22 protein-coding genes and 2 pseudogenes are annotated in these 26387 nt (G+C 69.7%); 11 read left to right on the top strand and 13 right to left on the bottom strand.

Annotation, left to right across the window (positions count from 1 at the left end; all coding sequences use genetic code 11):
• The first annotated feature begins 440 nt into the window (after positions 1 to 440).
• Positions 441 to 638, top strand: a complete 198-nt coding sequence (locus FBY35_RS13220) for a hypothetical protein (RefSeq protein WP_142213995.1) — start codon at positions 441 to 443, stop codon at positions 636 to 638.
• Between the two features lie 102 nt (positions 639 to 740).
• Here FBY35_RS13220 and FBY35_RS13215 read toward each other — a convergent pair.
• Positions 741 to 1562: pseudogene (locus FBY35_RS13215) on the bottom strand (serine hydrolase domain-containing protein).
• Positions 1563 to 1581: 19 nt separating this feature from the next.
• Here FBY35_RS13215 and FBY35_RS13210 point away from each other — a divergent pair.
• The 3 genes and pseudogenes from FBY35_RS13210 to FBY35_RS13200 all read left to right on the top strand — a co-directional run.
• Positions 1582 to 3048, top strand: a pseudogene (locus FBY35_RS13210) (glycosyltransferase); the annotation flags it as partial.
• Between the two features lie 29 nt (positions 3049 to 3077).
• Positions 3078 to 4220, top strand: a complete 1143-nt coding sequence (locus FBY35_RS13205; RefSeq protein ID WP_142213993.1) for an LCP family protein — start codon at positions 3078 to 3080, stop codon at positions 4218 to 4220.
• 364 nt (positions 4221 to 4584) lie between these two features.
• The gene (locus tag FBY35_RS13200; protein WP_222123127.1) at positions 4585 to 5358 is read left to right on the top strand and encodes a hypothetical protein; all 774 of its coding nucleotides are present in this window, start codon (positions 4585 to 4587) and stop codon (positions 5356 to 5358) included.
• A gap of 1286 nt (positions 5359 to 6644) precedes the next feature.
• Here FBY35_RS13200 and msrA read toward each other — a convergent pair.
• Together msrA and FBY35_RS13185 are read right to left on the bottom strand one after the other, a co-directional pair.
• Complete coding sequence (msrA, locus tag FBY35_RS13190; protein WP_142213992.1) at positions 6645 to 7304, bottom strand: peptide-methionine (S)-S-oxide reductase MsrA; 660 nt, start codon at positions 7302 to 7304, stop codon at positions 6645 to 6647.
• 99 nt (positions 7305 to 7403) lie between these two features.
• On the bottom strand, positions 7404 to 8507 hold the full coding sequence (locus FBY35_RS13185; protein WP_142213991.1) for a hypothetical protein: 1104 nt from the start codon (positions 8505 to 8507) through the stop codon (positions 7404 to 7406).
• Between the two features lie 143 nt (positions 8508 to 8650).
• Here FBY35_RS13185 and FBY35_RS13180 point away from each other — a divergent pair, with 143 nt between their 5' ends.
• Positions 8651 to 9805, top strand: a complete 1155-nt coding sequence (locus FBY35_RS13180) for a cystathionine gamma-synthase (protein ID WP_142213990.1) — start codon at positions 8651 to 8653, stop codon at positions 9803 to 9805.
• A 133-nt stretch (positions 9806 to 9938) separates the two neighbouring features.
• Here FBY35_RS13180 and FBY35_RS13175 read toward each other — a convergent pair whose 3' ends face one another.
• The 4 genes from FBY35_RS13175 to FBY35_RS13160 form a co-directional block, all read right to left on the bottom strand.
• A complete protein-coding gene (locus tag FBY35_RS13175) occupies positions 9939 to 10130 on the bottom strand; it encodes a DUF1059 domain-containing protein (protein ID WP_142213989.1) in 192 nt (63 codons plus the stop codon).
• A 123-nt stretch (positions 10131 to 10253) separates the two neighbouring features.
• Positions 10254 to 10505 (bottom strand): hypothetical protein, encoded by a 252-nt coding sequence (locus FBY35_RS13170; RefSeq protein ID WP_142213988.1) that lies wholly within the window; start codon positions 10503 to 10505, stop codon positions 10254 to 10256.
• A complete protein-coding gene (locus tag FBY35_RS13165; protein ID WP_142213987.1) occupies positions 10502 to 10978 on the bottom strand; it encodes a sigma factor-like helix-turn-helix DNA-binding protein in 477 nt (158 codons plus the stop codon). Before FBY35_RS13165 ends, FBY35_RS13170 begins: the two co-directional genes overlap by 4 nt.
• 31 nt (positions 10979 to 11009) lie before the next feature.
• Positions 11010 to 11522: a MarR family winged helix-turn-helix transcriptional regulator gene (locus FBY35_RS13160; RefSeq protein WP_186356926.1), complete on the bottom strand. Its 513-nt coding sequence runs from the start codon at positions 11520 to 11522 to the stop codon at positions 11010 to 11012.
• Between the two features lie 146 nt (positions 11523 to 11668).
• Here FBY35_RS13160 and ilvA point away from each other — a divergent pair, with 146 nt between their 5' ends.
• The 3 genes from ilvA to FBY35_RS13145 all read left to right on the top strand — a co-directional run bounded on the left by ilvA (position 11669) and on the right by FBY35_RS13145 (position 15027).
• The gene (ilvA, locus tag FBY35_RS13155) at positions 11669 to 12898 is read left to right on the top strand and encodes a threonine ammonia-lyase (RefSeq protein WP_142213986.1); all 1230 of its coding nucleotides are present in this window, start codon (positions 11669 to 11671) and stop codon (positions 12896 to 12898) included.
• A gap of 252 nt (positions 12899 to 13150) precedes the next feature.
• Positions 13151 to 14179: an ATP-binding cassette domain-containing protein gene (locus tag FBY35_RS13150; RefSeq protein WP_142213985.1), complete on the top strand. Its 1029-nt coding sequence runs from the start codon at positions 13151 to 13153 to the stop codon at positions 14177 to 14179.
• A complete protein-coding gene (locus FBY35_RS13145; protein ID WP_142213984.1) occupies positions 14176 to 15027 on the top strand; it encodes an ABC transporter permease in 852 nt (283 codons plus the stop codon). The genes FBY35_RS13150 and FBY35_RS13145 overlap by 4 nt, the downstream gene beginning before the upstream one ends.
• 85 nt (positions 15028 to 15112) lie before the next feature.
• On the opposite strand, the gene greA is transcribed toward FBY35_RS13145, so the two are convergent.
• Both greA and FBY35_RS13135 read right to left on the bottom strand, forming a co-directional pair.
• A complete protein-coding gene (greA, locus tag FBY35_RS13140; RefSeq protein WP_142213983.1) occupies positions 15113 to 15610 on the bottom strand; it encodes a transcription elongation factor GreA in 498 nt (165 codons plus the stop codon).
• Between the two features lie 185 nt (positions 15611 to 15795).
• Complete coding sequence (locus tag FBY35_RS13135; protein WP_142213982.1) at positions 15796 to 16200, bottom strand: DUF4307 domain-containing protein; 405 nt, start codon at positions 16198 to 16200, stop codon at positions 15796 to 15798.
• Between the two features lie 97 nt (positions 16201 to 16297).
• On the opposite strand from FBY35_RS13135, the gene mca reads away from it, so the two are divergent.
• A complete protein-coding gene (mca, locus tag FBY35_RS13130; protein ID WP_142213981.1) occupies positions 16298 to 17179 on the top strand; it encodes a mycothiol conjugate amidase Mca in 882 nt (293 codons plus the stop codon).
• Complete coding sequence (locus FBY35_RS13125) at positions 17172 to 17426, top strand: hypothetical protein (RefSeq protein ID WP_142213980.1); 255 nt, start codon at positions 17172 to 17174, stop codon at positions 17424 to 17426. The genes mca and FBY35_RS13125 overlap by 8 nt, the downstream gene beginning before the upstream one ends.
• A 122-nt stretch (positions 17427 to 17548) precedes the next feature.
• On the opposite strand, the gene FBY35_RS13120 is transcribed toward FBY35_RS13125, so the two are convergent.
• The gene (locus FBY35_RS13120) at positions 17549 to 20794 is read right to left on the bottom strand and encodes a tetratricopeptide repeat protein (protein ID WP_142213979.1); all 3246 of its coding nucleotides are present in this window, start codon (positions 20792 to 20794) and stop codon (positions 17549 to 17551) included.
• 146 nt (positions 20795 to 20940) lie between these two features.
• Between FBY35_RS13120 and FBY35_RS13115 the strand changes: the two genes are divergently transcribed.
• A complete protein-coding gene (locus FBY35_RS13115; protein ID WP_142213978.1) occupies positions 20941 to 22995 on the top strand; it encodes a thioredoxin domain-containing protein in 2055 nt (684 codons plus the stop codon).
• An 84-nt stretch (positions 22996 to 23079) separates the two neighbouring features.
• Here the strand turns inward: FBY35_RS13115 and FBY35_RS13110 are convergent, their stop codons facing one another.
• The 3 genes from FBY35_RS13110 to FBY35_RS13100 all read right to left on the bottom strand — a co-directional run bounded on the left by FBY35_RS13110 (position 23080) and on the right by FBY35_RS13100 (position 26136).
• Positions 23080 to 23715, bottom strand: a complete 636-nt coding sequence (locus FBY35_RS13110) for a TetR/AcrR family transcriptional regulator (RefSeq protein ID WP_142213977.1) — start codon at positions 23713 to 23715, stop codon at positions 23080 to 23082.
• 5 nt (positions 23716 to 23720) lie between these two features.
• Positions 23721 to 25277, bottom strand: a complete 1557-nt coding sequence (locus tag FBY35_RS13105; protein ID WP_142213976.1) for an MFS transporter — start codon at positions 25275 to 25277, stop codon at positions 23721 to 23723.
• A gap of 181 nt (positions 25278 to 25458) precedes the next feature.
• On the bottom strand, positions 25459 to 26136 hold the full coding sequence (locus FBY35_RS13100) for a hemolysin III family protein (protein ID WP_142213975.1): 678 nt from the start codon (positions 26134 to 26136) through the stop codon (positions 25459 to 25461).
• Positions 26137 to 26387: the final 251 nt, after the last annotated feature.

Raw genomic sequence — 26387 nt, 5'->3', positions numbered from 1 at the left:
TGACGCCCTGGGCCGCGACTGCTCGGCTCTGCCTGGGGCGAAGGCGGACGGGATGGGAGCTCCACGACGCTCACCACGAATCCGCCGGCACTCGCGAACGACGCCCCGACCATCCCGGAGTCTGAGCGCCCCCGCCGGAGGCATGTCTTGGCCCTGCCGTATCCCCTCGGTCAGGATCTCTAGCTCTAGTTGCGCGACCGGCGTAGCCGGGGCCCGGAGCGGGGCGGAGGCAGGAGCGTCGGGCCCCGGCGGTGAGCCGGGGAGCGCGCGACGAGCGGAGCGAGGAGCCTTGAGTAAGAAGCCGTATCTCTACCGATCTTGGAACCTGCAAGTCGAACGGAGTTCCTGGTTGGGTGATCTTCCGCCCGTACGCGCATGAAGGCAGGGCCCCTTGGTAGCTCGGAGGTGCGAACCGAACCGAGCAGTACCAGGAGGCTCTGTTGTCGCAGTGGTACGCGCCCGAGCCCGTTCACTTCAACTCGCCCGCCGTGTCGTGCGATTGCCTCGCGCACGTGTACGGCAACGCGGCCGATCATCCCGATCGGGTGCGCCGGTATCCGTCGGACATGACGGACGCGGCACGCTTCGGCGGTCAGGTCGATGGCGATACCCCATGGGGCTCGCCGCAACCGATATGACGTCGTCCTCCTCTGTCGCATCAGTCCCCCGCTGTGTTCGCGACGCCGATCGGCACGAAACGCCTGTCCCGGCGAGCCCGTACTGCCGCGTGACCCGTTGGATCAGGCCCGCAGCCCCGTGAGCCCGTCGTAGGCGGCCATCACAAGCTCCAGTCCCCGGTTGTCGTCCGCGGGTTCGCGCATCTGATTGGTCACGTATGCCACCGTCATACGGTTCTCGGGATCGATCATGACGAGTGAGCCGCCCCAACCGCCCCACCCGAAGGTGTTGCCGAACAGCCCGTAGCCCAGCCCCCAGCGGACCGGCATGCCCAGTCTGCGGTCCTCGCCGCTGAACTGCTCCTGCCTCGCACGGTCGCAGCCCGCCTGCGACAGCAGTCACCCCACGCACTGCTCCTCCGCAGGCCAACACCGACTGTACGAGGGCGACCGAGCGGGCGTTGCCGAAGCCGCTCGCCGCGGGGATCTGCGCGCGACGCCAGGCCACGCTGTTCCCGTCACGGACCCGTACGGCGGTGCCGGGGGCGGGGAGCGCGCTGCTGCCGGGCGCGCTCGCGGCATAGTCCTCGTCCTGGGACGACGGTGGGACAGATGGCGTACCAGCACGTTCTCTTTGCCCGCCGCGGCGAACTCCGGCCAGTACTGGGCGACCGGCGCTGCCAGGTCGAGTTCGCCACGGTCGGCCAGGACCAGCGCGCACAGTGCCGTCATCGTCTTGGTGACGGACCAGACATTGATGATCGTGTCCCGCTGCCACGGGATCGTGCGGTCCGCGTCGGCGAACCCACCCCAGACGTCCACCACCGGCCAGCCGTCCACGAAGACGGCCACCGAGCCACCGGCGTCTCCCTCGTCCAGCAATCCGGCCAGCGCATTCGGCACTGCGGCGAACAGGTCATCGTATGAGCCCTGAAGATCGGCCATGCGCCGTATTAGCGCGCATCAGCACGTCAGGGGCCAGTTCAGCCAGACCTCCCTCGCGTACCGCGAGACCGGGAATCTGCTCACGGACCCGAACGCGCGGCGGTTCGCCACGATCTCTGAGGGTGTCCACACCGAGGCGTCCGCCATGACCGAAGTGGCCGCGCCCGAACGCTGGTTGGGCGTCGGGCTCATCTGGTTCCATAAGCTGGGCCGCAGCTTCGTCGCCGCCCTCACCTGGGTACTGACCGTCGCCGCCGGGCTCGGCCTTCTGCGCCTGTTCTTTCTGGTCCTGTTCGCCCGCGCGCACGTCAAACGCCTGGAGCGGTTCCGTCCTGGCGCGCCCTGGCTGCGCGAGATCCGCGACCCGGTGACCGTGCTCGTCCCCGCGTACAACGAGGAGGCCGGGATCGGAGGCACCCTGCGCTCGCTGCTCGCCTCTACCCACCAGCGGCTGCAGATCATCGTGATCGACGACGGATCGTCGGACCGCACCGTGGAGATCGCGAACGAGTACGCCCAGCGCGACCCGCGCGTGCAGGTGGTGTGCCAGTCCAACGCGGGCAAGGCCGCAGCCCTCAACCACGGCCTGAAGTGCACCCGTTGCCCGTACGTCGTGATGGTCGACTCGGACACCGTCTTCGAGGCAGACGCCATTCAGCGCCTCATCCAGCCGCTCGCCCATCCGGCAGTCGGCGCGGTCAGCGGCAACACCAAGGTGGGCAACCGCAAGCGCCTCCTGGGGCGTTGGCAGCACCTGGAGTACGTCTTCGGGTTCAACCTGGACCGCCGGATGTTCGAGGTCCTGGAGTGCATGACGACCGTGCCGGGTGCCATCGGCGCCTTCCGGCTCGACGCGCTCATGGGCGTGGGTGGCCTCAGCGAGGACACCCTCGCCGAGGACACAGACCTCACGATGGCGCTGTGGCGGGCCGGCTGGCGGGTCGTGTACGAGGAGACCGCCATCGCCTGGACCGAAGTCCCCACTTCCCTGCGGCAGTTGTGGCGCCAGCGCTACCGCTGGTGCTACGGCACCCTGCAGGCGATGTGGAAGCACCGCAGGGCCGTCCTGGAGGTCGGGCCCGCCGGACGGTTCGGGCGGCGCGGCCTGGCGTACCTCTTCCTCTTCCAGGTGGTGCTGCCGCTGCTCGCGCCGGTCATCGACGTCTTCATGCTCTACAGCGCCCTGTTCACCAGCTCGCCGGTGAAGTCGATGGCGACGTGGATCGGTTATCTGGCCGTGCAGATGGCCGTGGCGGCGTATGCTCTGCGACTTGACAGAGAGCGTCGGCGCACTCTGTGGGCACTGCCCTTCCAACTGCTGGTCTACCGGCAGTTGATGTATCTCGTGGTCATCCAGTCGGTGGTCGCCTTCGTGGGCGGCAGCCGGTTGAAGTGGCAGCGCATGCACCGTTCCGGTACCGCCGCCGCGGCGGCCCAGCACATCGGCAAGGCGGCCGACGGCCGCGGCCTGCCGGTTACGAGGTGACGACCCTGAATTCCAGCCCGCTTACCCCGATGCCCCTCGGTCGCGAGGACCCGTACGACGCGTACGCGCCGACGCCCTACAAGCGGTACGAGCCGACGTCGTACGACCCGTACGAGCCGACACCGGACGGGCCGCCGGCCGGCGGCGGATACAAGCGCAGCGATCGCCGGCCGAGGCTGCGCTCGCGCTTCCGTCGCGTTCTGCGCGTGCTGGTCCTGCTGGTCCTGCTGGGCGTGCTCGGCGGCGCGAGCACCTACGTGTGGGCGGACTCCCGCCTCGACAGCGATGTCGACCTGTCCGCGCTGCCGGACCGGCCCGCCCCCGGCAAGGGCACCAACTACCTGATCGTGGGCTCCGACAGCCGCGACGGTCTGAGCGAGCAGCAATCCAAGGACCTGCACACCGGCTCGTCGATCGGCTCCGAGGGCCGTCGCACCGACTCGATGATGGTGCTGCACACCGGCGCCCACGGCGCTACCCTGACCAGCCTGCCGCGCGACTCCTGGGTCACCCTCCCCGCCTACGTCGACCCGAATACCGGCATTCACCACAAACGGGAGAAGAACAAACTCAACGCGGCGTTCTCCCTCGGCGGCTCCGAACTCCTCGTCCGCACCGTCGAGTCGAACACCGGCCTGCGCATAGACCACTACACGGAGATCGGTTTCGCCGGCTTCGTCGGCATCGTGGACGCGGTCGGCGGCGTGCGCATGTGCGTGGACCGGCGCATCGTCGACGAGAAGTCCGGGCTCGACCTCACCAAGGGCTGTCACACCCTGGAGGGCCGCGATGCGCTGGCCTTCGTACGCCAGCGCCACCAGGAGAAGGAGGGCGACCTCGGCCGCTCCCGGAACCAGCGGAAGTTCCTGGCCGCCCTGGCCACGAAGGCCGCGTCCCGGGACGTCCTGTTCAGCCCGTCCGCCGTGTTCGGCACGGCCGACGCGGGCCTGGGCACCCTCATCGTGGACAAGTCCACCGGACTGCCCCAGCTGACCCATCTGTTCAAGGCGATGCGCACGGTGTCCGCGGGCAATGGGAAACAGCTCAACGTCCCCGTCGCAACCACCGGCCTGGCAACATCCAAGGGCAGCGCCATCGTCTGGGACAAGGAGAAGTCGGCCCGGCTCTTCGCCGAACTGCGCGCGGACCTTCCGGTGACGGTCCACGGCTGAAGGGGTGGGCGCCGCGTGGACGTCGATACCGGCGGCCACAGTGACTGTTGGAAGCGCGATGCGCCGCAGAGCCGGTCGTCGCCCGACGCGGTGCGCCGTGACGTGATCAATCGGCATGCCGTCGAGAGCCGACGTGACCGATGGCGGTGCTCTCGACAGCGCCGCCCGGCCGACCGTTGTCTGTCCGCCGGGCGGCGCCACATGCGGGTCCCGCGGCCGCCGGCCACCCACAGGCGCGTGTATCGGGCCCGTGCAGTCCGAGCAGAAACACGGCTGCTCTGACGTTGCCGCGCCGGTGGCAACCCGAGCGGATCCGGTCGTGGACCCTTACCCTTGACCTGGGGCACAGGCCAACCTCGCCGGGGTGATGGAGATGCTCGACCTTTCCTCCGCACTGTCCGACAACCCGCCCCTGCGGGGCCGGGCGCCATGGCCCGATCACGAATACGTCAAGGGCTGGGGTGTCTTCGGACTGCCCTTCGATTCCGGTCACGTCCTCGCTCTGCGCGTCTTTCCGGAGAACTGCTTCAGTCCCTACCGCACGTTGTGGCATCGCGACCCGAACGGCAGCTGGTCGATTCATGTCGACGGGTCCCGATTGGACACCGCATGCCCCAGGTACTACGGCGCTGCCTGCGACCACACCGGTTATGCCCGGATCGAGCTCACGTGGACGGGCCCTGCCACCTTGCGGGTGACGATGGATTCCCCGTCCCTGGACTGGACCCTCACCGCCTCCGCGACACGTCTCATCGATCTCCTCAATAGCATCAGTGGGGCGCTGCCGCTCGCCACCTGGCGCCCGCAACTCCTTGTGCGGGCTCGCGAGCGCCTGGCCCGTGCGCTGGGAATGGGGGATCTCCAGCTGTCCGGCACGATGCCAAGCGGTCACACCGGAACGCTCATGCCACAGCGGATGTACTTCGTCGACGACTCGCAGGCCACATTCGACGGCGTCGACCTCGGGCGCCCGGTCCAGCTGAGGGAGAACCCGCGCATCGGTGACGTGCCCCTGCCGGCCCGCGGGGTTCTGGCCATCGGCCAGGCCGCATGGGAGATTCTCGACCCGGCGGAATACGAACGCACTCGTACCGAGACTGCCCGGGATCGCGCCATCCCGGGAGAGGACGGTCCTTGAGATTGCGAGGGCTTCACCGCCACGGATTCCGTGGTGGCCCCCAGTTCGTCTCGAACGGGTACTGAGCTCGACTCCCGTCCTGGCGATCCCGCAGTGCCCGTTCGGGTTCTGGGTGTCCGAAAGGTACTGCTGGTGTCACAGCCCCGCTGTGTTGCCGGGGAGCCAGTCGGTGTGTCGGCCGCGCACCGGTCTCGCTCTGCGGTTGTCGTGAGGACGACGTCTGCGCCGCCGTCATACGGGTGGTGGATGAACTGCTGGTGCCTCGACCACCAGGTGTAGACCTATCGATTGGCGCGGTGATCGAACGCTGCTTCCACCGGGTAGGAAGTCAGGCCGAACTCCTTCTCGGTCCATTCAAATACCGCTGCGGCGAAGCCTTCCGGTTGAAAGTCCGCGAGGGGAAACTTGACTCGTTTCGACAGTGGAGTCGGATCGCGGCCACCATGTCAGTGAGTGGGCGGCGCGGGCTATGGGCGGTCCAGAAGGCGTCGCCGAGTCGGGCGACGCACACTTGAGGCAGCGCGTAATCCGCCTCCCCGAGGTGATGCCATGAGCCGTACTCTCTCCGCGGGATTCGCCTTTCTCCTGGCAGGGACAGTGGCGGTGGGAGGGGTCAGTGGCTGTGGTTCCTCGGGTGGGGAGGGTCCGGATAAACCGGGTCCGACGGTCACCAGCACCCGGACCGTCACTGTGCAGCCGCCCTCTCCCGCGTCGCCGAAGCCGACCGTAACTCTCTCGCCCACGTCGCGGAAGCGGACCGTAAGTCCCACTCGTGACGCCGCTTCCACCGTCGAGGACTACTTCGCGGCCATCAACGCGCGCGACTACCGACGTGCGTGGGACCTCGGGGGAAGGAGTCTCGGCGGCTCCTACTCGGCCTTTCGGTCAGGGTTTGCCGAGACCAGCTGGGACACCGTTCACATCGTCGGTGTCCGCGGCGGCACCGTGACGGTCACGCTCGATGCCCTGCAGACGGACGGGACCGTAAGGTCCTTCGCAGGCACTTATACGGTCAGAGACGGGGTCATTGTCGACGCAGACATAAGTCCGGTGGCCGGCCCGACGTCAGAGTCTTATCCCCCCGGACCTCCCGCAGGCATTCCGGACGTCGACTGCTCTGACCTTCCCGGACCCGTTTGGGTCGGCCCCGACGACCCCCACGACCTCGATCGCGACGGTGATGGCATTGGCTGCGATGCCAACTAAAAGGGCTTCAACTTCTACGCCTATCAGGCGCGGCGGAGATCGGAGACGCTGGGCGCGGCCACCCCCCGGTAACGTCAGCCTTAGGCCTTCGCGACACCGATCGGACACGAAACCCCCGTCCCGCCGATCCCGCAGTACCCCGCCGGGTTCTTGTCCAAGTACTGCTGGTGATATGCCTCAGCCGGGTAGAACGGGCGTCCCTCCGCCGGCAGCAGTTCCGTCGTGATCGTGCCGTATCCCGAGCCCGTCAGGACTCGCTGGTACGCCTCGCGCGACGACGCCGCAGCCTCTGCCTGGGCGGCCGAGTGGGTGTAGATCGCCGAGCGGTACTGCGTGCCCCGGTCATTGCCCTGGCGGAAGCCCTGCGTCGGGTCGTGGGACTCCCAGAACAGTTTCAGCAGCGACTCGTACGAGACGACCTTCGGGTCGAAGACGACCCGCACCGCTTCGGTGTGGCCCGTCAGGCCCGTGCAGGTCTCGTCGTAGGTGGGGTTCGGGGTGTGGCCGCCCTGGTAGCCGACCAGCGTCGTCCAGACGCCCTCCGTCTGCCAGAACTTGCGCTCCGCGCCCCAGAAACAGCCCATGCCGAAGTCCGCGACCTCAAGGCCCTCGGGGTACGGGCCCAGGAGCGGGTTGCCCAGGACCGTGTGGCGGGCGGGGACGGTGAATTCGGGCTCGGGGCGGCCGCGGAGGGCCTGGTCGGGGGTGGGGAGCTCGGGGGTGCGGCGGGACAGGAACATGCGGGCTCTCCTTGAGGCGGCGACACCAGTGAGAACGACCGGCGGGGCGCCGGAATTCCCAGCGCCGCGCGCCCAACGGGCACGCGCACACCCACCCGATCAGTGCGGCAGCGTCGCCGGACTCCCGCCGTTCGCCTCGTAACCCGCCACCGCCAGGTTCCGGTACACCGTGTAGTCCGCCGCCGGGTCCCCGCCGAGCGTCCACGGCAGCGCGCCGACGTGGCCGTCGACGTGCACCAGCTGGTTCATCGCCTCCGCCCACCTCTCCGACCGTACGAGGAAGAGGACCAGCAGATGCCGTACGTGCGCGAGCATCGGGTCGTCGGGACGGGCCGCGTGCACCGCGAACAGCGCGCCCTCGATCGCCTTGGTGACAACCTCGCTCCGGTAGAAGCTCTGCACGAGATTGACCTCGGGCAGGTGCTCGTACACCGCGAACAGCGGCAGTGCTGCCAGCAGCGAGCCCTGCGGGGCGCGGGCCGCTGCCGTCGTCGCGAAGTGGTCCGCCTCTTCGCGGGAGCCGTGCCACTTCTCGCACCAGTAGTGCAGCGCGGCCAGATGCGCTCCCATGTGCTCGGGCGCGCGGTCGATGACCTTCGCCCACACCTGGTCGAACTGCTCGTGGGAGTAGCCCAGTCCACGGCCTACGGCGAGTTCGACGATGCAGGGAATGGGGTCGCCGGGCGAGAGCAGGGCCGCCTCGCCGCAGACCGTGCGGGCCTCCTCCAGGATGATCCGGAACTCGTCGGTCCCCGCGGTCGACGTCCGCCACGCCTGCTGCACCAGGAACTCCGCGTGCACCTGTGCGCCGCCCGCGTCCTTGGGGGAGTCCAGCCGCCAGGCGCGCAGCCACGCGCCACCCACGCCCGGCTGCTGCTGAAGCTCCACCGACGCGGCTCCGGCGAAGGCCTGCACGCGCTGCCAGCGCACCTCGCCCTCCTTCGGGGTGCCGGCGAGCAGCTGGGAGGCGGCCCGCCAGTCCTGGGTGCGCTGGACGACGTCGAGTACGTCCAGGAGGTCCTGGTCCGGTCCCGGCAGGCGGATGTCCAGCTCCTCCTGGCGTACGAATCCGTACGTGTCGGGGTCGGCGGCGTCGGGCGAGCCGGGCGCGACCTGCCGGATGCCGGAGCGCCGGCGCAGCACGAAGGGGCCGATGACCGCGGTCAGCATGCACAGCGCGATCAGGAACCAGAGAATCTCCATGGGCCCATTGTCCCGGACGGCACCTCGGCGCCGTCGGGCCGGTCGGGCTGGTCCGGGCCCCGCTGACGGGTCCGTACCGGACAGCGTTCGGAGCCGGGCCGCGCCGTCGCTCCGGCGCTCCGGCGCGACTACGCTCGGGCCTCATGAGCGACCAGCACAGCTTGCACAGCTTCGAGACCCGCGCCATCCATGCGGGCAACACGGCAGACCCGCTGACGGGCGCGGTCGTCCCGCCCATCTACCAGGTGTCCACCTACAAGCAGGACGGTGTGGGCGGACTGCGCGGCGGCTACGAGTACAGCCGCAGCGCCAACCCGACGCGTACGGCGCTGGAGGAGAACCTCGCGGCGCTGGAGGGAGGCCGGCGCGGGCTCGCCTTCGCCTCAGGACTCGCGGCGGAGGACTGCCTGCTGCGTACGCTGCTGGAGCCGGGAGACCATGTGGTGATCCCGAACGACGCCTACGGCGGCACCTTCCGGCTCTTCGCCAAGGTCGTCTCCCGGTGGGGCGTCGAGTGGTCGGTGGCCAACACCTCCGACCCGGCGTCGGTACGGGCGGCACTCACCCCCAAGACCAAGGTGATCTGGGTCGAGACCCCGTCCAACCCGCTCCTCGGCATCACCGACATCGCTGCGGTCGCCGAGATCGCGCGGGGCGCGGGCGCTCGGCTCGTCGTGGACAACACATTCGCGAGCCCCTATCTCCAGCAGCCGATCGCGCTCGGCGCGGACATCGTCGTGCACTCGCTGACCAAGTACATGGGTGGGCACTCGGACGTCGTCGGCGGTGCGCTGATCGCGGCGGACGCGGCCGTCGGCGAGGAACTGGCGTACCACCAGAACGCGATGGGCGCCGTGGCGGGCCCGTTCGACGCGTGGCTGGTGCTGCGCGGCATCAAGACGCTGCCCGTCCGGATGGACCGGCACAGCGAGAACGCCGCCCAGGTCGCCGAGATGCTCACCCGCCACCCCAAGGTCACCCAGGTCCTCTACCCGGGCCTGGTGGACCACCCGGGGCACGAGATCGCAGCCAAGCAGATGAAGCACTTCGGCGGCATGGTCTCCTTCCGCGTCCAGGGCGGCGAGGAGGCGGCGGTGGAGGTCTGCAACCGGGCGAAGCTGTTCACGCTGGGCGAGTCGCTGGGCGGTGTCGAGTCGCTGATCGAGCACCCGGGGCGGATGACGCACGCCTCGGTGGCGGGTTCCGCGCTGGAGGTGCCGGCGGACCTGGTGCGCGTTTCGGTGGGAATCGAGTCGGCCGACGATCTGCTGGCGGATCTTCAGCAGGCGCTGGGCTGAATCGAGCGGTCGCCGGCCGGACCGACGGTAACCGGCCGGACCGACGGTAACCGGCCGGACCGACGGCCGCAATCGCCGGACGGGCTTCGTATCAGCCCGTCCGGCCAGGACATCATGCGTCAGGCGGCAGGCGTCACGCGGTGACCTTCTCGTCCTCGAGCGCTTCACGGATCTCCGCGCGCAGCTCCAGGCTGTCCACGTGCCCGTGGACGGAGACGGCGTGCTCGGCGGTGGTCCGTACGACTTCTTCTTCCTCACCCGAGATGGTGAGCGAGCAGTCCATGACGCTCGGGAACTTGCGGCAATCGGCGACTTTCCTGGTCATGGCGACCTCCTGGGATCGGTCTGTACGCCGCTTTTCCCAGGATAAGTCCGGCTGCTCTGGTCGGTCGGGCCGGTAAAGAGGCCAGCATTCAAGGCCGGCAAAGAAGCAGGCAAAGAGGGCGGCCTACCAGCCCTCCAGCGGGGGCGTCGTGTCCGAAGGCGCCACCACCCACGGCTGCGCCACCATTGCCCAGACCGCGAACGCGATCACCGCGGCCACCAGCATCAGCCACACCGCGCGGCGCAGCGCCTGATGGCGGCGCAGCAGCCGGGCGCCGTGCTCCGCGGCACGAGCGGCGAGATCGGTCGGGACCGGCGGATGGGGGGTCTCCAGCATCCTGCGGACCTCGGCCTCCTTGCGCTCCCGGCTGCTCATGACGCCGCCTGGACCTGGGTGCGGGGCGGCGGTGCGGGTGGAGGCGTACGCATCGTCCTCACCGCGCGCGTGCAGATCGCGCGGACGCGTTCCACGGGGAGCCCGATCAGCGCGGCCGTCTGTTCCTCCGCGACACCCTCGTACAGGCGCAGCACCAGAATCAGGCGCTCCTGCGGGGTGAGACGTTCCAGCACGCCGCCGCGCACCCGGTGGTGGCGCCAGGCGTTGCGGGCGAAGCGGGCGGCGAGTTCCTGGCGGGTGCGGTCGTACGGATCCTCGCCGCGCAGCCGGTCCCATTCCGCGTACGTATGGGCGAGCGCTGCGGTCAGCAGCTGCTCCGCGTGCGGATTGGCGTCCGGGGGCTCGGCGGTGAGCAGGGTCGCGGCATGCAGCAGCCGTGGAGCCGCGCCCGCGACGAACGCCTCGAACTCCCGGGCGCGGCGACGCCTTTGTGTCGTCTGCCGCTCGCTCACGTCCTCATATAGGAGCAGATCAGTGCTGGGGTCAAGAGGTCTGCGACGACTCCGTCTCCACGGGCGGCAGACCGGCCTGACGGGCGGAGAGGGCGGTGTTGAAACGGCTGAGCAGAGTGCAGAATGACTCGCGCTCCGTCTCCGTCCAGCCGTCCGTCACCTGTGCCATCAGCTCGCGCCGCGAGGAGCGGACCTCTTCGAGCCTGGCCTGGCCCCGCGGGGACAGCTGGAGTACGACGGCGCGGCCGTCCTCGGGGTGCGAGGTGCGCTTGACCAGCCCGGTGTCGACGAGCGGCGCGACCTGGCGCGTGACGGTCGAGGAGTCGATGCCCATGCCCGCCGCAAGCGCCTTGACGCCCATCGGGCCTTCCTTGTCGAGCCGGTTGAGCAGCAGATACGCGGCACGGTCCATGGAGTTGCGGACCTGGCCGACTCCGCCGAGCCGGGTCTGTTCCGCGCGGCGTGCGAAGACGGCGACCTGGTGCTGGAGGGCATCGAGGAGGCCGGGGTCGAGATGGGTCGTCATGTCCTGAGAAGTGGGCATGGCTCGAGGGGCTCTCTTGTGCGGTGGTCGGTTGGTGGGGGACAGAGTACGCGGCAAAAACCCGGTGTGTACCAGGGCTGCGCAAACCAGTGGGGAAGCGGGAATCCGGGCAGCCGTCGCGTCGGTGAGCTGCGAGACTTGACGTCATGAGCTTCAGTACGCCTGGCACCTTTCGCCCCGTCATTCTCGACGACATCCGGGGGGCGCAGAAGATGCTCTCGGGGGTCGCCCGGATGACCGCGATGGAGGGCAGCAGGCATCTGTCGCAGCTGGTGGGCGCGCCCGTTCACCTCAAGTGCGAGAACCTCCAGCGGACCGGGTCGTTCAAGCTGCGCGGCGCCTATGTACGGATCTCCGGGCTTTCGCCGGTGGAGCGGGCCGCGGGCGTCGTCGCGGCGTCCGCCGGCAACCACGCTCAGGGCGTGGCCCTGGCATCCTCGCTGCTCGGAGTGCGCTCCACCGTGTTCATGCCGATGGGAGCGCCGCTACCGAAGGTCGCGGCGACCACGGAGTACGGCGCCGACGTGCGGCTGCACGGCCAGGTGATCGACGAGACCCTGGCCGCCGCGCAGGAGTACGCGCACCAGACGGGTGCGGTCTTCATCCATCCCTTCGACCACCCCGACATCATCGCCGGGCAGGGCACGGTCGGCCTCGAAATCCTGGAGCAGTGCCCCGAGGTGCGGACGATCGTCGTCGCTGTCGGCGGCGGCGGGCTCGCGGCCGGTATCGCGGTCGCGGTGAAGGCGGTGCGGCCCGATGTGAGGCTGATCGGCGTGCAGGCGGAGGGCGCGGCGGCCTATCCGCCCTCGCTCAGCGCCGGGCACCCGGTCTCGATCGACGAGCCGACGACCATGGCCGACGGGATCAAGGTGGGCTGCCCCGGCGACGTTCCGTTCAAAATCATTGGCGATCTCGTGGACGAGGTCCGTACGGTCTCCGAGGACGAGCTCTCCAGCGCCGTGCTGCTCTGCCTGGAGCGGGCGAAGCTGGTGGTCGAGCCCGCCGGGGCGAGTCCGGTGGCGGCGCTGCTGAGCGATCCGCGGTCGTTCAAGGGTCCGGTCGTCGCCCTGCTGTCGGGCGGCAATGTGGACCCGTTGCTGCTGCAGCGCATCCTGCGGCACGGCATGGCGGCAGCGGGCCGCTACCTGTCGCTGAGGCTGCGGCTGACGGACCGGCCCGGTGCGCTCGCCGCGCTGCTGGGCTCATTGTCAGTGGTGGACGCTAACGTCCTTGATGTGAGTCACGTAAGGACCGATCCGCGGCTCGGGCTCACGGAGGCGGAGGTGGAGTTGCAGCTGGAGACGAAGGGCCCTGAGCACTGCGAACTGGTGGCGGCGACGCTGCGCGACGCGGGTTACACGGTCATGAGCTGAGTCCGTGAGCGCGCTCTCGTGGCCATCGGCGTCGGTGGCCGGTGCAAGCTGACACAGCCTGACGCGGCGCTGACAGGCCCTGTGCACTTTCTCGATAGGTCCACTCGCGACAGTCTTGAGTGTCGCGATGTATCGCGTTACGGTGAGGGCCTGCCATGCTCCCGCCGGCCGCGGGACGTCCCACACACGCCCCTCTCTTCGCATTTCTTCTTCACGAAGTGACCCACCCACCTGCCACCTTGGAGAACCCATATGCCAGGCGCCATCTACGCCGAAGGTCTGGTCAAGACCTTCGGCGATGTAAGGGCTCTGGACGGCGTCGACCTCGACGTCCCGGAGGGCACGGTTCTGGGTCTTCTCGGCCCCAACGGAGCCGGGAAGACCACCGCCGTGCGCGTACTGACCACCTTGCTGCAGCCCGACAGCGGCACGGCGGTCGTCGCCGGTACAGACGTCCTGAAACATCCGAACGAAGTCCGCCGCTGCATAGGCCTCTCCGGCCAGTTCGCCGCGGTCGACGAGTACTTGACCGGCCGCGAGAACCTGCAGATGGTGGGCCAGCTCTACCAGATGAGTTCGCGCGACGCGAAGGTCCGGGCGGGCGAACTGCTCGACCGCTTCAACCTCGCGGACGCCGCCGACCGTCCCGCCAAGACCTACTCCGGCGGTATGCGCCGACGCCTCGACCTCGCCGCCGCGCTGGTCGTCTCCCCGCCCGTGATGTTCATGGACGAGCCCACCACCGGACTCGACCCGCGCAACCGGATGCAGCTGTGGGAGGTCATCGAGGAGCTGGTCAGCGGCGGTACGACCCTGCTGCTCACCACCCAGTACCTCGAAGAGGCCGACCACCTCGCCCACGACATCTGCGTCATCGACCACGGCAAGGTCATCGCCCGCGGCACCGCCGACCAGCTCAAGGCCCAGACGGGCGGCGAACGCGTCGAGGTCGTCGTGCAGCACCCGGACCAGATCACCCCGGCCCGCGAGGTGCTGCTGGGCCTCGGCAGGGGCGAGGTCGCCATCGCCGAACACACCCGCAAGCTCACCGTCCCGGTCACCGGCGGCGCCAAGCTGCTCGCCGAGGTCATCCGCGAACTGGACACCCGGGGCGTCGAGATCGACGACATCGGTCTGCGCCGCCCGACCCTCGACGATGTCTTCATATCCCTGACCGGCCATGCCGCCGAGCTCCAGGACGAGGAGAGCGGGAAGCCGCAGGACGTCAGTGCCGCCAAGGACGCGAAGGCCGGCAAGTCCCGGAAGGAGTCCGTGAAGTGACCACCGCAACGGATGCCGTGAAGCTCGCGGCACCCAAGCCGCGCGGCGGCGTCGTCCAGTCGATCAACGACTCGCTCGTCGTCGCCAAGCGCAATCTGATCCGGATGACTCGGATCCCGGAGATGATCATCTTCGGGATGATCCAGCCCGTCATGTTCGTGGTGCTGTTCAGCTATGTCTTCGGCGGCTCCATGGACATCGGCGGCACCACGGACCCCGTCGTCTACCGCGAGTTCCTGATGGCGGGCATCTTCGCCCAGACCGTCACCTTCGCCACCGCGGGCGCAGGCGCGGGCATCGCCGACGACATGCACAAGGGACTGATCGACCGCTTCCGCTCCCTGCCCATGGCCCGGGGCGCGGTCCTCACCGGGCGTACGCTGGCGGACCTCGTCCAGACCACGCTGACCGTCGTCGTCCTGACGATCGTCGCGCTGCTGGTCGGCTGGCGTATCCACGAGGGCATCCCCAAGGCGCTCGGCGCGTTCGCGCTGCTGCTCCTGCTGGGGTACGCCTTCTCCTGGATCGGCGCGCTCATCGGCCTCTCGGTCAGCACGCCCGAGGCGGCCACGTCCGGGGGACTGATCTGGCTCTTCCCGGTCACGTTCATCTCGAACGCCTTCGTGCAGTCCAGCAATCTGCCGGGCTGGCTGCAGCCGATCGCCGAGTGGAACCCCTTCAGCGCCACGGTCCAGGCCTGCCGGGAGCTCTTCGGCAACCCCGGAGCATCGCCGTCGGACGCCTGGCCGATGGCGCACCCGGTGTGGGCCTCGCTGATCTGGTCGGTTCTGATCATCGTGGTCTTCCGGACGCTGGCGGTTCGCAAGTACCGCTCGGCGACCGCCTGAACGGCACAACGACCGCGTACGACAGAGGGGCCGGACCGCGTCATGCGTCATGCGCGATCCGGCCCCTCCGGCGTGTTGTGTCCGGTCAGGCGCTGTACGGCCTGGCTGCCAGGACCTTGACCGAGGCGGTCTTGCCGTTCGGCAGCTCGTACTCGGCGAACTCGCCGACCTTCTTGCCGTTCACGCCGCTGCCCAGCGGCGACTGCGGGGAGTACGTCGCGATGGCATCGGAGGCGTACTCGCGCGAAGCCAGCAGGAAGGTCTCGGTGTCATCCTCGTCGCCGTCGAAGGCGATCGTCACGACCATGCCGGGCGCGACGACGCCCTCGGCGGTCGGAGCCTCGCCGACCTTCGCGTTCTCCAGGAGCTGGGTCAGCTGGCGCACACGGAGTTCCTGCTTGCCCTGCTCCTCCTTGGCCGCGTGGTACCCGCCGTTCTCCCGCAGGTCGCCCTCCTCACGCGCAGCCGCGATCTTGGCGGCGATCTCCGTGCGCGCGGGACCAGACAGGTACTCCAGCTCGGCCCTGAGCTGGTTGTACGCCTCCTGGGTGAGCCAGGTGACGTTCTCGCTGGTCTGGGTCACAGGTGCTCCTCGTAGGTACTGGGAATACAAAGCATCGCCCTACCCAGAAGGATGTGCCTCCATGGATGGGCGAAACCACGAGCCTAACAATTCCGAGGCGGAAGGGGGAGGACGAAAGCCATCAGAATTACATCAACGCAGGTCAGCGCCCAGACCCGCCGTGTGATCCTCGATGAGATCCGCTGTCAGCGGGCGGTGCACTGCACCAGCTCGGCGCTGGTCCCGCGCGCCGTCGTGCGCACCGTGACGACCTCGTCGATGCGCGAGGTGCCCCGGCGGCCGACGGCGACGTCGAGCCGTCCCACTTCGGCGCCGTCCGCGGAGCGGGAGCGCAGCGTGCAGGTGCCGGTGGCGTCGGCGTCCTTGCGTACTTCCAGGTGTACCTGCACCTCGGTGTCGGAAGTGACACTGAACTTGATCACTTCGGCGCTGATCTGCTGCCCTGCGATGTAGTCGTAGCCGAACCAGCCGACCACGCCGAGGAGTGCGACGCCGAGGCCCGCGCCCACGATCTTGAGCCGGCGGTCGGCGCGTTCGTCCGCAGAGCGGCCGTAACGGCCTTCCGGGAGCTGATCGCGCACCGCGGCCATGACAATTCCTCTCGGGATGGGGCTGCCGGAATTTTCCGTCCCCCGATTCGGTCACTATAGAAGCTGGCCGACGTGACGAATCATTGAGGATCGAGTCTTGACTGAGCAGCTGCGACTGATGGCCGTTCACGCCCACCCCGACGACGAGTCGAGCAAGGGCGCGGCCACGATGGCCAAGTATGTGTCCGAGGGGGTGGACGTGCTGGTCGTGACCTGCACGGGAGGCGAGCGCGGCTCCATCCTCAATCCCAAGCTCCAGGGGGACCCGTACATCGAGGAGCACATCCACGAAGTGCGCAAGAAGGAGATGGACGAGGCGCGCGAGATCCTCGGGGTGAGCCAGGAGTGGCTCGGCTTCGTCGACTCCGGCCTGCCCGAGGGTGACCCGCTGCCGCCCCTTCCCGAGGGCTGCTTCGCCCTCGAGGACGTCGAGGTGGCCGCCGGGCGACTGGTGAAGTCCATCCGCTCCTTCCGTCCGCAGGTCGTCACGACCTACGACGAGAACGGCGGGTACCCGCACCCCGACCACATCATGACCCACAAGATCTCGATGGTCGCCTTCGACGGCGCGGGGGACGCGGAGAAGTTCCCCGAGTCCGAGTTCGGGCCCGTCTGGCAGCCGCAGAAGCTCTACTACAACCAGGGCTTCAACCGGCCGCGTACGGTCGCGCTGCACGAGGCGCTGCTGGAGCGCGGCATGGAGTCCCCGTACGGGGAGTGGCTCGAGCGCTGGAAGGAGTTCCAGCGCGCCGAACGCACGCTGACCACGTACGTACCGTGCGCGGACTTCTTCGAGATCCGCGACAAGGCGCTCATCGCGCACGCGACGCAGATCGACCCCGACGGCGGCTGGTTCCGCGTTCCGATGGACATCCAGAGGAAGGTCTGGCCGACCGAGGAGTACGAGCTGGCGAAGTCTCTGGTCGATACCTCCCTCCCCGAGGACGACCTCTTCGCGGGCATCGGCGAGAATGCCTGACATGAGCGCAAGCGCAAACGTCGCACTGACACACCTCGTCCCTCTCGCCAAAGGGGTCGACGACAACAAGGTCACGCCCGGTGTCCTGGGCTTTCTTGTCTTCGCGGCGCTGGCCGTGGGGGTGTGGCTGCTGATGAAGTCGATGAACCGGCACATGGGGAGGGTGAACTTCGAGGAGGCCCCGGATCCCAAGGCGGACGGGGCGTCCAAGGAGTCCCGGGGCACGTCGGGGCACGCCGCGGCATAGGCCGTTACGGGCGGGCCACAGGGCCTTCGGCCGTGTCCTCGGACGCCGGGAAGGCCGTACTGCCTTCGGCCGTGTCCTCGGACGCCGGGCGGGCCGAACTCGGCCCGCCCGGCGCCTCAGGACTACGTCGGCGCCGTGACAGGGACGCCCATCACCTCGCGTGCGTGGCGGTTCGGGACCATCCCCAGGTGCCAGGCCTGCCAGCCGTCCTCCAGGTGGACGCCGCGCTCCAGCATCACCGCCAGAGCCTCCGCGCAGTCCTCCAGCTTGCCGTCGCGCGCGGAGTGCGACGTACCGATCAGCTGTGCCAGCTCCTCCTGGGCCACCACCGTGCCGACCTCTATGCCGCCGGGCGACGCGAACGGCAGCAGCGTGCAGCGCAGGAAGCGTGCCCAGTCCGCGCCGCGGTCGTCCTGGTACGAAGCGAACAGGTCCGTCGCCTCGTCGCACAGCGCCAGCGCCTGCGCCGCGCGGTTGTTGCCCCCGTCGATCAGGGCCAGCTCCAGGCAGGTCCAGGCCTCGCCGTGAGCCACGCCGATGCGGTGGAAGTCGGCGCGGGCGTCCACCAGGAGCTGGCGGGCGAAGCCGGAGTTGCGGAGGTTGCCGGTCTGGGCGGCGCGCTGGTCGCGGGTGACGCGGCCCGAGTGGTGGCGGGCGCAGGCCAGACCGTAGACGTCGCGCATCCGCGAGAACATCGTCCGGGCCCGCTCCAGCTCCCGTACCGCCTGGTCGCGGTCGCCGCTCTCCTCCAGCGCCTGGCCGAGGTAGTACAGCGTCCACGCCTCGCCGCGCGCGTCCTCGTTGTCCCGGTGCCGGGACAGCGCCTGGCGCAGCTGGTCCACCGCGGGGGCCGGGTCGCCGTCCACCAGACGCGCCCTGGCCAGCTGGGTCAGCGCCCACGCCTCACCGCGGCCGTCACGGGTGCGGCCGTACAGATCCAGCGCCGTACGCAGCTCCGACTCGGCGCGCGGGACGTCGCCGATGCGCAGGCACACCTGCCCCAGCTGGAAATGCGTCCAGGCCTCGCCGTGGAGTGACTCGCCCTCCCGGTGCAGGGTCAGCGCCGTCGCCAGCAGGGTCAGCGCCTCCGCGAGATTGGCCCGGTCGCGTTCGACCGCGGCCAGCGCGTGCAGCGACCACGCCCGGTCCTCGGCCTGCTCGTCGGAGGACTGCAGCTCGATCGCCTCGTGCAGCTTCGCCGCGGCCTCGGTGAGATTGCCCTGGTGATGCAGGGTGATGCCCAGTGAGCAGAGCGCGAGGGCAGTGCCCGAGTCGTTCTGGGCCTCGCGGTAGAGGCCGACGACGGACGAGAGGGTCGTGCGGGCCTTGTCGAGCTCACCGAGCTGGCGGGCCGCGATGCCGGTGCGCCAGCGTACGGAGCGCTCCAGCAGCCCCTGGTCCACCGCCTGCGACAGCTCACTGATCTCGCCGAGGCGGTACAGGTCGCCGCGCAGCAGGCAGTAGTCGCACAGCGCGCCCAGCAGATTGAGCACCGCCTGCTGGTTCACGCCCTCCGCGTGCCGCAGCGCCGAGGTGATGAAGCTCGACTCGTCGTCCAGCCAGCGCAGCGCCGCATCAAGAGAGGAGAAGCCGTGCGCCCCGAACTGGCCCGCCCGCGTGGACATCTTGCCGTCGACCATGCGGATCACGGCTCCGGCCAGGTCCGCGTAGTTCTGGATCAGCCGCTCCTGCGCGGCCGCGCGCTCCTTGGGCTCCTCCTCGTCGACGAGCCTGGCCTCGGCGAAGGACCGTACGGCATCGTGCAGCCGGTAGCGGCTGGCCCGCACATGGTCGATCAGGCCCGCGGCCGCCAGGCCCGACAGCAGCCGCTGCGCCTCCTGCTCGTCCGTGGCCAGCAGCGCTGCCGCCGCTGCCGCGCCGAGCGAGGCCCGTCCCGCCAGCGCGAGCCGGCGCAGCAGCCGCCGTGCCTGCTCGGACTGGTCGGTGTAGCGCAGCCGCAGCGCCCGCTCCACCGGGTCCACGGGACCGTACGCGCCGAGGTCGGCCGCGAGCTGTTGCGCGGTCCGCTGCCCGAGCGAGGAACCCGCGATACGCAGCGCCAGCGGCAGCCCGCCGCACAACTCCCGGACCGCGTCAGCCGATTGAGCGTCGTACGGACCCGACGAGGGCTCCTCGGCCGATGCCCGCAGCAGCTCCTCCGCGCCCGCCGGATCCAGCGCCTCGACCGGCAGCTGGTGCACCCACGCCGGAATGCCGTCCGGCAGCTCGAGCGGCCTGCGCGCGGTCACCAGCACCAGGCTGTCCGAACGCTCCGGCACCAGCGTGCACACCTGCGCCGGATCGCTCGCGTCGTCCAGCACCACCGTCACCGGCAGGCCCGTCAGATGCTGGTGATACAGCTCGCTCAGCCGCCGCACCTGCTGCTCGGGCGAGGACCGCTCACGGAACAGCAGCTGCTCGCGCGGCGCGCCAAGACGGTTCAGCAGATGCAGCAGCGCATCCCGCGTGGACAGCGGATCGGCGCTGTCGCCCCGCAGATCGACGACACAGGCGCCCCGGAACTGGTCCTTGAGATGGTGCGAGGCCCGCACCGCCAGTGTCGTACGCCCCGAACCGGCATCGCCGTGGAGCACCACGACGGTCGGCTTCGTCTCCGTCGACGCGCGGGCCGCGTGCACCCACTGCGCGATCTGTGTCATCTCCTCCCGGCGGCCCGCGAACGGCAGCCCTGCCCCAGAGCCTCCGGCCCGGGAGGTACCCCCACCGAACTCCGGGAGGTGCCCGAAGGACTGCTCCAGTACGGACCGCGTGCGCGCCGCCGCGCTGCGGTCCGCGCCCCGCAGCTGGGGCGCCACAGCGGTTTTCTTCGTCGCCGTACGGGTGGAGGAGGCCAGCATCCGCTGCTGGTCCAGGAACGGGCGGATGCCGCGTACCTCCAGCGCCGTCAGCCACTGCAGCCGCATTTGCTCGGCCCCGCCCGGCTGCCCGAGCGCCCCGGCCCTGCGGTGCGCGGCCGGCCAGTGCGACGCGGTCACCTTGGCGACGGTCGTCGCGGCCCCCGCGACGGCGACGGCGGCGCCGGCCCCGAGCGCGGTACCCGTGGCCGTACCCAGCGCGACATCCGCGCCGATCGCCGCGATCGCGGCAACGGCCGTCACCAGCAAGGGAGTCGACACATTACGCCGGCTGAACTGCTCGGCCAGCGGCTGCTGCCCGGCCTCCGCCGCAGCGATTGCCTGCTCGTACGCGGCATACTCCTCGCCGGCGTTCGCCGCCATGCTGTCCAGGGCGGACCGCGCGCGTGCCAGCAGGACGGCGGAGTCCGCCCGCCCTCCCGAACGCCGTACCTCTTCCTCGACGGCGCGTACCAACAGCCGCTCGGCTTCCGCCCGATGGCTGTCCCGCATGTGCGTCCCCCTCCGAGAGCTCCGGTTCCGTTCCGGTTCCGGCCCCCTCTCGGGTTCCGGTTCCGTTCCGGCGACAAGTGTCCTGCGTGCGGCGCGTCAGCGCGAGAGACTCTGACGATCATCCTCACCTGAGAGAGGATGAGTACATGCCGAACCGCCTTGCCCATGAGACTTCCCCCTACCTCCTGCAGCACGCCGACAACCCGGTCGACTGGTGGCCGTGGTCGGGCGAAGCCTTCGAGGAGGCGCGCAAGCGCGGGGTGCCGGTGCTGCTGAGCGTCGGCTACTCGAGCTGCCACTGGTGTCATGTCATGGCTCACGAGTCCTTCGAGGACGACGCGACCGCGGCGTACATGAACGAGCATTTCGTCAACGTCAAGGTCGACCGCGAGGAGCGTCCCGACGTGGACGCCGTCTACATGGAGGCCGTGCAGGCCGCCACCGGGCAGGGCGGCTGGCCCATGACCGTCTTCCTCACCGCGGACGGCGAGCCCTTCTACTTCGGTACGTACTTCCCGCCCGAGCCCCGGCACGGCATGGCCTCCTTCCTGCAGATCCTCGAAGGGGTGGCCGGTGCCTGGGCCGAGCGGCGCGAGGAGGTCGGTGAGGTCGCGGGGAAGATTGTCCGGGATCTGGCGGGGCGTTCGCTCGCGTACGGCGGGGAGGGTGTGCCCGGTGAGGAGGAGCTGGCGCAGGCGCTGCTCGGGCTGACCCGCGAGTACGACGAGCGCAACGGCGGCTTCGGTGGCGCGCCCAAGTTTCCGCCGTCGATGGCCCTCGAGTTCCTGCTGCGGCACTACGCCCGGACGGGGTCCGACGGGGCCCTGCAGATGGCCGCGGAGACCTGCGCGTCGATGGCCCGTGGGGGGATCTACGACCAGCTCGGCGGCGGTTTCGCGCGGTATTCGGTGGACCGTGAGTGGGTGGTGCCGCACTTCGAGAAGATGCTCTACGACAACGCCCTGCTGTGCCGGGTGTACGCGCATCTGTGGCGGGCGACCGGTTCGGACCTGGCCCGGCGGGTGGCGCTGGAGACCGCGGACTTCATGGTGCGGGAGCTGCGTACGGCCGAAGGCGGGTTCGCCTCGGCGCTCGACGCGGACAGTGCCGTCGAAGACGGATGGGGGCACCCCCGGGCCGAAGGCTCTGGGGGAGGAAAGGGGAGGCATGTCGAGGGCGCGTTCTACGTGTGGACGCCCCGGCAACTGCGTGAGGTGCTGGGCGAGGAGGACGGGCAGCGGGCCGTCGAACTGTTCGGGGTGACCGAGGAGGGGACCTTCGAGGAGGGTGCCTCCGTGCTGCAGCTCCCGGACGGCGAGGTTGAACCGTCGGTCAAGGAGCGGCTCCTTGCCGCGCGGGCGCTGCGGGCGCGTCCCGGGCGGGACGACAAGGTGGTCGCCGCGTGGAACGGTCTGGCGATCGCGGCCCTCGCCGAGGTGGGCGCCTATTTCGAGCGTCCGGATCTCGTCGAGCGGGCCACCGAGGCCGCCGATCTGCTGGTGCGGCTGCACATGGACGAGGGCGCGCGGCTGGCCCGTACGTCCAAGGACGGCAGGCCCGGAGCGCATGCCGGGGTTCTTGAGGACTACGCGGATGTCGCGGAGGGCTTCCTGGCGCTGGCGGGTGTGACAGGCGAGGGAGTGTGGCTGGAGTTCGCGGGTTTTCTGCTGGACATCGTCATCGACCAGTTCGTGGCCGAGGGCGGTGCGCTGTACGACACGGCGCATGACGCCGAGCCGTTGATCCGCCGTCCGCAGGACCCGACGGACAGCGCGACCCCGTCGGGCTGGACGGCCGCGGCCGGTGCCTTGCTCTCGTATGCGGCGCACACCGGTTCTGAGGCCCATCGCACCGCCGCGGAAGGCGCGTTGGGTGTGGTGAGGGCGCTCGGCCCGCGGGCGCCACGCTTCACCGGCTGGGGGCTGGCGGTCGCGGAGGCGCTGCTCGACGGGCCGCGCGAGGTGGCCGTGGTCGGGCCCCAAGGCGAGGCGGCGACGCGGGAGTTGCACCGTGGGGCGCTCCTGGCGCAGGCTCCCGGCGCGGTGGTCGCGGTGGGCGAACCGGACAGCGAGGAGTTCCCGTTGCTGCGGGACCGCCATCTGGTGGAGGGCAGCCCGGCGGCGTACGTCTGCCGGAATTTCGTCTGCCGGGTGCCCACGACGGACCCGGCCGAGCTCGCCGGGCAGCTGGGCGGCAGCTAGGTCGTGTCGTCAGAGCCCCGTTTGCCCCGACCTTCGGGCGGACGACGCCACTTTGACGACACTCCCTGGGGGCGGAGCCCCCGGTCAGAGTCTCAGCCCGCCCTGGATCGTCGTCAGCGCCCGGTCCAGCAGCGCGATCAAGTCGTCCTTGTGGTCCCGTGCCGCCCAGTACAGCATCACCTCGCGCACCGCCCCCAGCACCGCCGCCGTGAAGACCCGTACCTCCAGGTCGTCTCGGGACCGGCCCGTGCGGTCCGCCACTGCGTGGACCAGGAGTTCCGACGTCGCCGCCATCGTCTCCGTCATCCGCGCTCGGATCGCCGGGACCTCCACCATCAGCCGGGTCCGCTGGATGACTTCGGCCCGCTCCTCCTCGACGAACGTCCCCAGGCCCTGCGTGATCACCGCTCGGATGGAGTCCAGCGGATCCTCGTCCGCCGGCCTGGCCCGCAGCTCCGCCACCATGATCGGGTCGTACTCGTCGGTGAGGACGATGTCTTCCTTGGTCGGGAAGTAACGGAACACCGTCGACGGCGACACCTCCGCCGCCTCGGCGATCTGCTCGATCGTGGTCGCCTCGTACCCCTGCTCGGCGATGAGCCGGTACGTCGCCCGGCGGATCGCGATCCGTGTCCTGAGCTTCTTGCGCTCGCGCAGGCCGAGCTGCGGCTGCGCTTCGGCGAGGGATGCACCGGAGGGCGTACGTGTGGTGGCGGCCATGTACGTCATTGTCCTGCATCGACCGGGGCGGGAGCCACGTCCGCCTCATCCTTCATGACCGGCCGCGCGTTCGGCAGGAGGGCGGCGACGAACAGCGCGGACACCAGCGCCGCCACCGCGCAGACGAGCAGGACGGTGGTCATGCCGTGCACATACGCGGCGTCGGCGGACCGGGCGAGGCGTCCGCCCGGGACGCCGCCGAGCTGCTGGGCGACCAGGTGCGCGGCGACGACGGAGTCCTGGGTCCGTTCGGCGGCCGCGGCAGGCAGTCCGGTGACGTCGAGGTCGTCGACGTACGAAGAGGCGAGCAGCGAGCCGAGGAGTGCGATCCCGATCGCGCTGCCGACCTGGCGGACGGTCATCAGCAGCCCCGACCCGCTGCCCGCGCGGTCTGTGGGCAGGGCGCCGAGTGCCGCGTCCATGGCGGGCACCATCGCGATGCCGAAGCCGAGGCCCATGACGGACAACCAGAGCGCTGTGAAGCCGTAGCCGTTGCCGACGGTGGTGCGGCTGCCCAGGAGCGCGGAGAAGGAGAGGACGACCAGTCCCGCGGTGATGACCCCGCGCGGGCCGAAGCGCTGGACGAGGCCGGCGCTGGATTTGGCGGCGATCATCAGGCCGCCCATCATCGGCAGCATCCGTACACCGGTCTCCAGCGCGTTGTAGCCGAGGACGGCCTGGAGATGGACGGGCAGGGTGAACAGCAGACCCGCCATCACGAACATCACCAGGGTCGCCGTGAGGGTGTTGAGCAGGAAGCCGCGGTCGCGCAGCAGTGACATGTCGAGCATGGGCCTGGTTGCCCGGCGTTCGCGCAGGACGAGCGCGCCGATGAGTACGACGCCGGCGGCGAGCGTACCGAGGACGTTGGGGTCTCCCCACCGAAGGTAGGGGAAGGGTCCCCCGTCGCGGTCCGGGGCCTCGATGATCGCGTAGATCAGGGCGCCGAGTCCGGTCGCGGTGAGGGCGGTGGAGACGGCGTCGACCTTGGGGGAGGCAGGGTCGCTTGTCTCGGGCAGGAGCAGGAGGCAGGCCGTGATTCCGATGGCGACCATCGGGATGTTGATCACGAAGATCGAGCCCCACCAGAAGTGTTCGAGGAGCCAGCCGCCGAGGATCGGGCCGAGCGGCAGGCCGAGCGCGGACGCGGCGGAGACGATGCCGACGGCCTTGGTGCGGTCCTGGGGCGCGCCGAAGAGCGAGGGCAGTACGGCGAGGGCGAGCGGCATGATCAGCGCGCCGCCGATGCCCATCACGGCGCGGGCGGCGATGACGGTGGTGACGTCACCGGCCAGCGCGCCGACGAGCGAGCCCGCGAGGAAGACACCGAGGCCGGTGACGAGCATCCGTCGGCGGCCGAAGCGGTCGCCGAGGAGGCCCGCGGGGAGCATCAGTGCGGCGAAGACGACGACGTAGGCGTCGGCCATCCACTGCTGTTCGCCGGTGGTGGCACCGAGCCGGGCGGCCATGGTCGGCAGGGCGACATTGAGGATCGTGAGGTCGAAACCGAGCACGAGCATGCTCGCGACCAGGGCGCCGAGCGCCCACCAGCGGCGGGACATGGACACCTCTTTCAAGAGTTGATGTCAAGTGACAGTAACTCTCAAAAGAGAGGGGGTGTCAATGGGTCGGGCGAGTGCGCAGGCGGTGGGTGTGAAGACGGCGGGTGCGAGAACGCCGAACGGCCCGTGGCGGGTGCCACGGGCCGTTCGGTCGGGGAGGGGGCCGAGCCCCCCGGGTGCCTCAGGAATGCTGGTAGGCCACCAGTGAGATGCCCACGTAGTGCACGACGAACGCCGCCAGCGTGAAGGCGTGGAAGACCTCGTGGAAGCCGAACCAGCGGGGGGAGGGGTTGGGCCGCTTCATTCCGTAGATCACGCCGCCGGCGCTGTAGAGCACTCCGCCGACGATCACCAGGACGAGCACGGCGATCCCGCCGGCGCGCATGAAGTCGGGCAGGAAGAAGATCGCCGCCCAGCCCATCGCGATGTAGCAGGGGGTGTAGAGCCAGCGCGGGGCGCCGACCCAGAAGACCCGGAAGGCGATGCCCGCCACGGCCGCCGCCCAGACCGCCCACAGCAGCGTCCGGCCGGTGGAAGCGGGAAGGAGAAGCGTGGTCAGCGGCGTGTACGTGCCCGCGATGATCAGGAAGATATTGGCGTGGTCGAGGCGGCGCAGTACGGCCTCGCTGCGCGGGCCCCAGTTTCCGCGGTGGTAGAGCGCGCTCACCCCGAAGAGCAGGCAGGCGGTGAAGACGTAGATCGCGCAGGCGATCCGGGCCTTGGTGGTGTCGGCCAGCGCTGTGAGGACGAGCCCGGCGACCAGGACGGCCGGAAACATCCCGGCGTGCAGCCAGCCACGGAGCCGCGGTTTGAGGCGTGTGGGCTCTATGTCGATCACTTCGGACGCGGCAGAGGTCATGACACGGCATGGTACCTACGCAACCGTAGGTAACGACCCTGTCTGTGGGCCTCGTTGCAAGCCTCACACTGCCTCGGCGTAACCGCCTCGCAGGGTTGGCGCGTTTCCGAGTGGTAATGCTCACGTGAGAGGTCCTCTGGACATATGCGCATAGGGCACCGATGATCAGATGAGTGCGGTCGGCACCGGATGAGCGCCAGATGAGCAAGGGACCGAAGCATCCGGGTCGCAGCCCCCACGGGGCACCAACC

Source organism: Streptomyces sp. SLBN-118 (assembly GCF_006715635.1).
Lineage (GTDB): Bacteria > Actinomycetota > Actinomycetes > Streptomycetales > Streptomycetaceae > Streptomyces.
Note: the sequence above shows the minus strand (reverse complement) of the source record. Positions and strands in the feature narration are given on the sequence as shown.

Bases quoted from the DNA above. Each gene is read 5' to 3' on its own strand.
- FBY35_RS13205 (WP_142213993.1), top strand. From the start codon at position 3,078: ATGCCCCTCGGTCGCGAGGACCCGTACGACGCGTACGCGCCGACGCCC.
- msrA (WP_142213992.1), bottom strand. From the start codon at position 7,304: ATGTTCCTGTCCCGCCGCACCCCCGAGCTCCCCACCCCCGACCAGGCC.
- FBY35_RS13185 (WP_142213991.1), bottom strand. From the start codon at position 8,507: ATGGAGATTCTCTGGTTCCTGATCGCGCTGTGCATGCTGACCGCGGTC.
- FBY35_RS13180 (WP_142213990.1), top strand. From the start codon at position 8,651: ATGAGCGACCAGCACAGCTTGCACAGCTTCGAGACCCGCGCCATCCAT.
- FBY35_RS13175 (WP_142213989.1), bottom strand. From the start codon at position 10,130: ATGACCAGGAAAGTCGCCGATTGCCGCAAGTTCCCGAGCGTCATGGAC.
- FBY35_RS13170 (WP_142213988.1), bottom strand. From the start codon at position 10,505: ATGAGCAGCCGGGAGCGCAAGGAGGCCGAGGTCCGCAGGATGCTGGAG.
- FBY35_RS13160 (WP_186356926.1), bottom strand. From the start codon at position 11,522: ATGCCCACTTCTCAGGACATGACGACCCATCTCGACCCCGGCCTCCTC.
- ilvA (WP_142213986.1), top strand. From the start codon at position 11,669: ATGAGCTTCAGTACGCCTGGCACCTTTCGCCCCGTCATTCTCGACGAC.
- FBY35_RS13150 (WP_142213985.1), top strand. From the start codon at position 13,151: ATGCCAGGCGCCATCTACGCCGAAGGTCTGGTCAAGACCTTCGGCGAT.
- FBY35_RS13135 (WP_142213982.1), bottom strand. From the start codon at position 16,200: ATGGCCGCGGTGCGCGATCAGCTCCCGGAAGGCCGTTACGGCCGCTCT.
- FBY35_RS13125 (WP_142213980.1), top strand. From the start codon at position 17,172: ATGCCTGACATGAGCGCAAGCGCAAACGTCGCACTGACACACCTCGTC.
- FBY35_RS13120 (WP_142213979.1), bottom strand. From the start codon at position 20,794: ATGCGGGACAGCCATCGGGCGGAAGCCGAGCGGCTGTTGGTACGCGCC.
- FBY35_RS13115 (WP_142213978.1), top strand. From the start codon at position 20,941: ATGCCGAACCGCCTTGCCCATGAGACTTCCCCCTACCTCCTGCAGCAC.
- FBY35_RS13110 (WP_142213977.1), bottom strand. From the start codon at position 23,715: ATGGCCGCCACCACACGTACGCCCTCCGGTGCATCCCTCGCCGAAGCG.
- FBY35_RS13105 (WP_142213976.1), bottom strand. From the start codon at position 25,277: ATGTCCCGCCGCTGGTGGGCGCTCGGCGCCCTGGTCGCGAGCATGCTC.
- FBY35_RS13100 (WP_142213975.1), bottom strand. From the start codon at position 26,136: ATGACCTCTGCCGCGTCCGAAGTGATCGACATAGAGCCCACACGCCTC.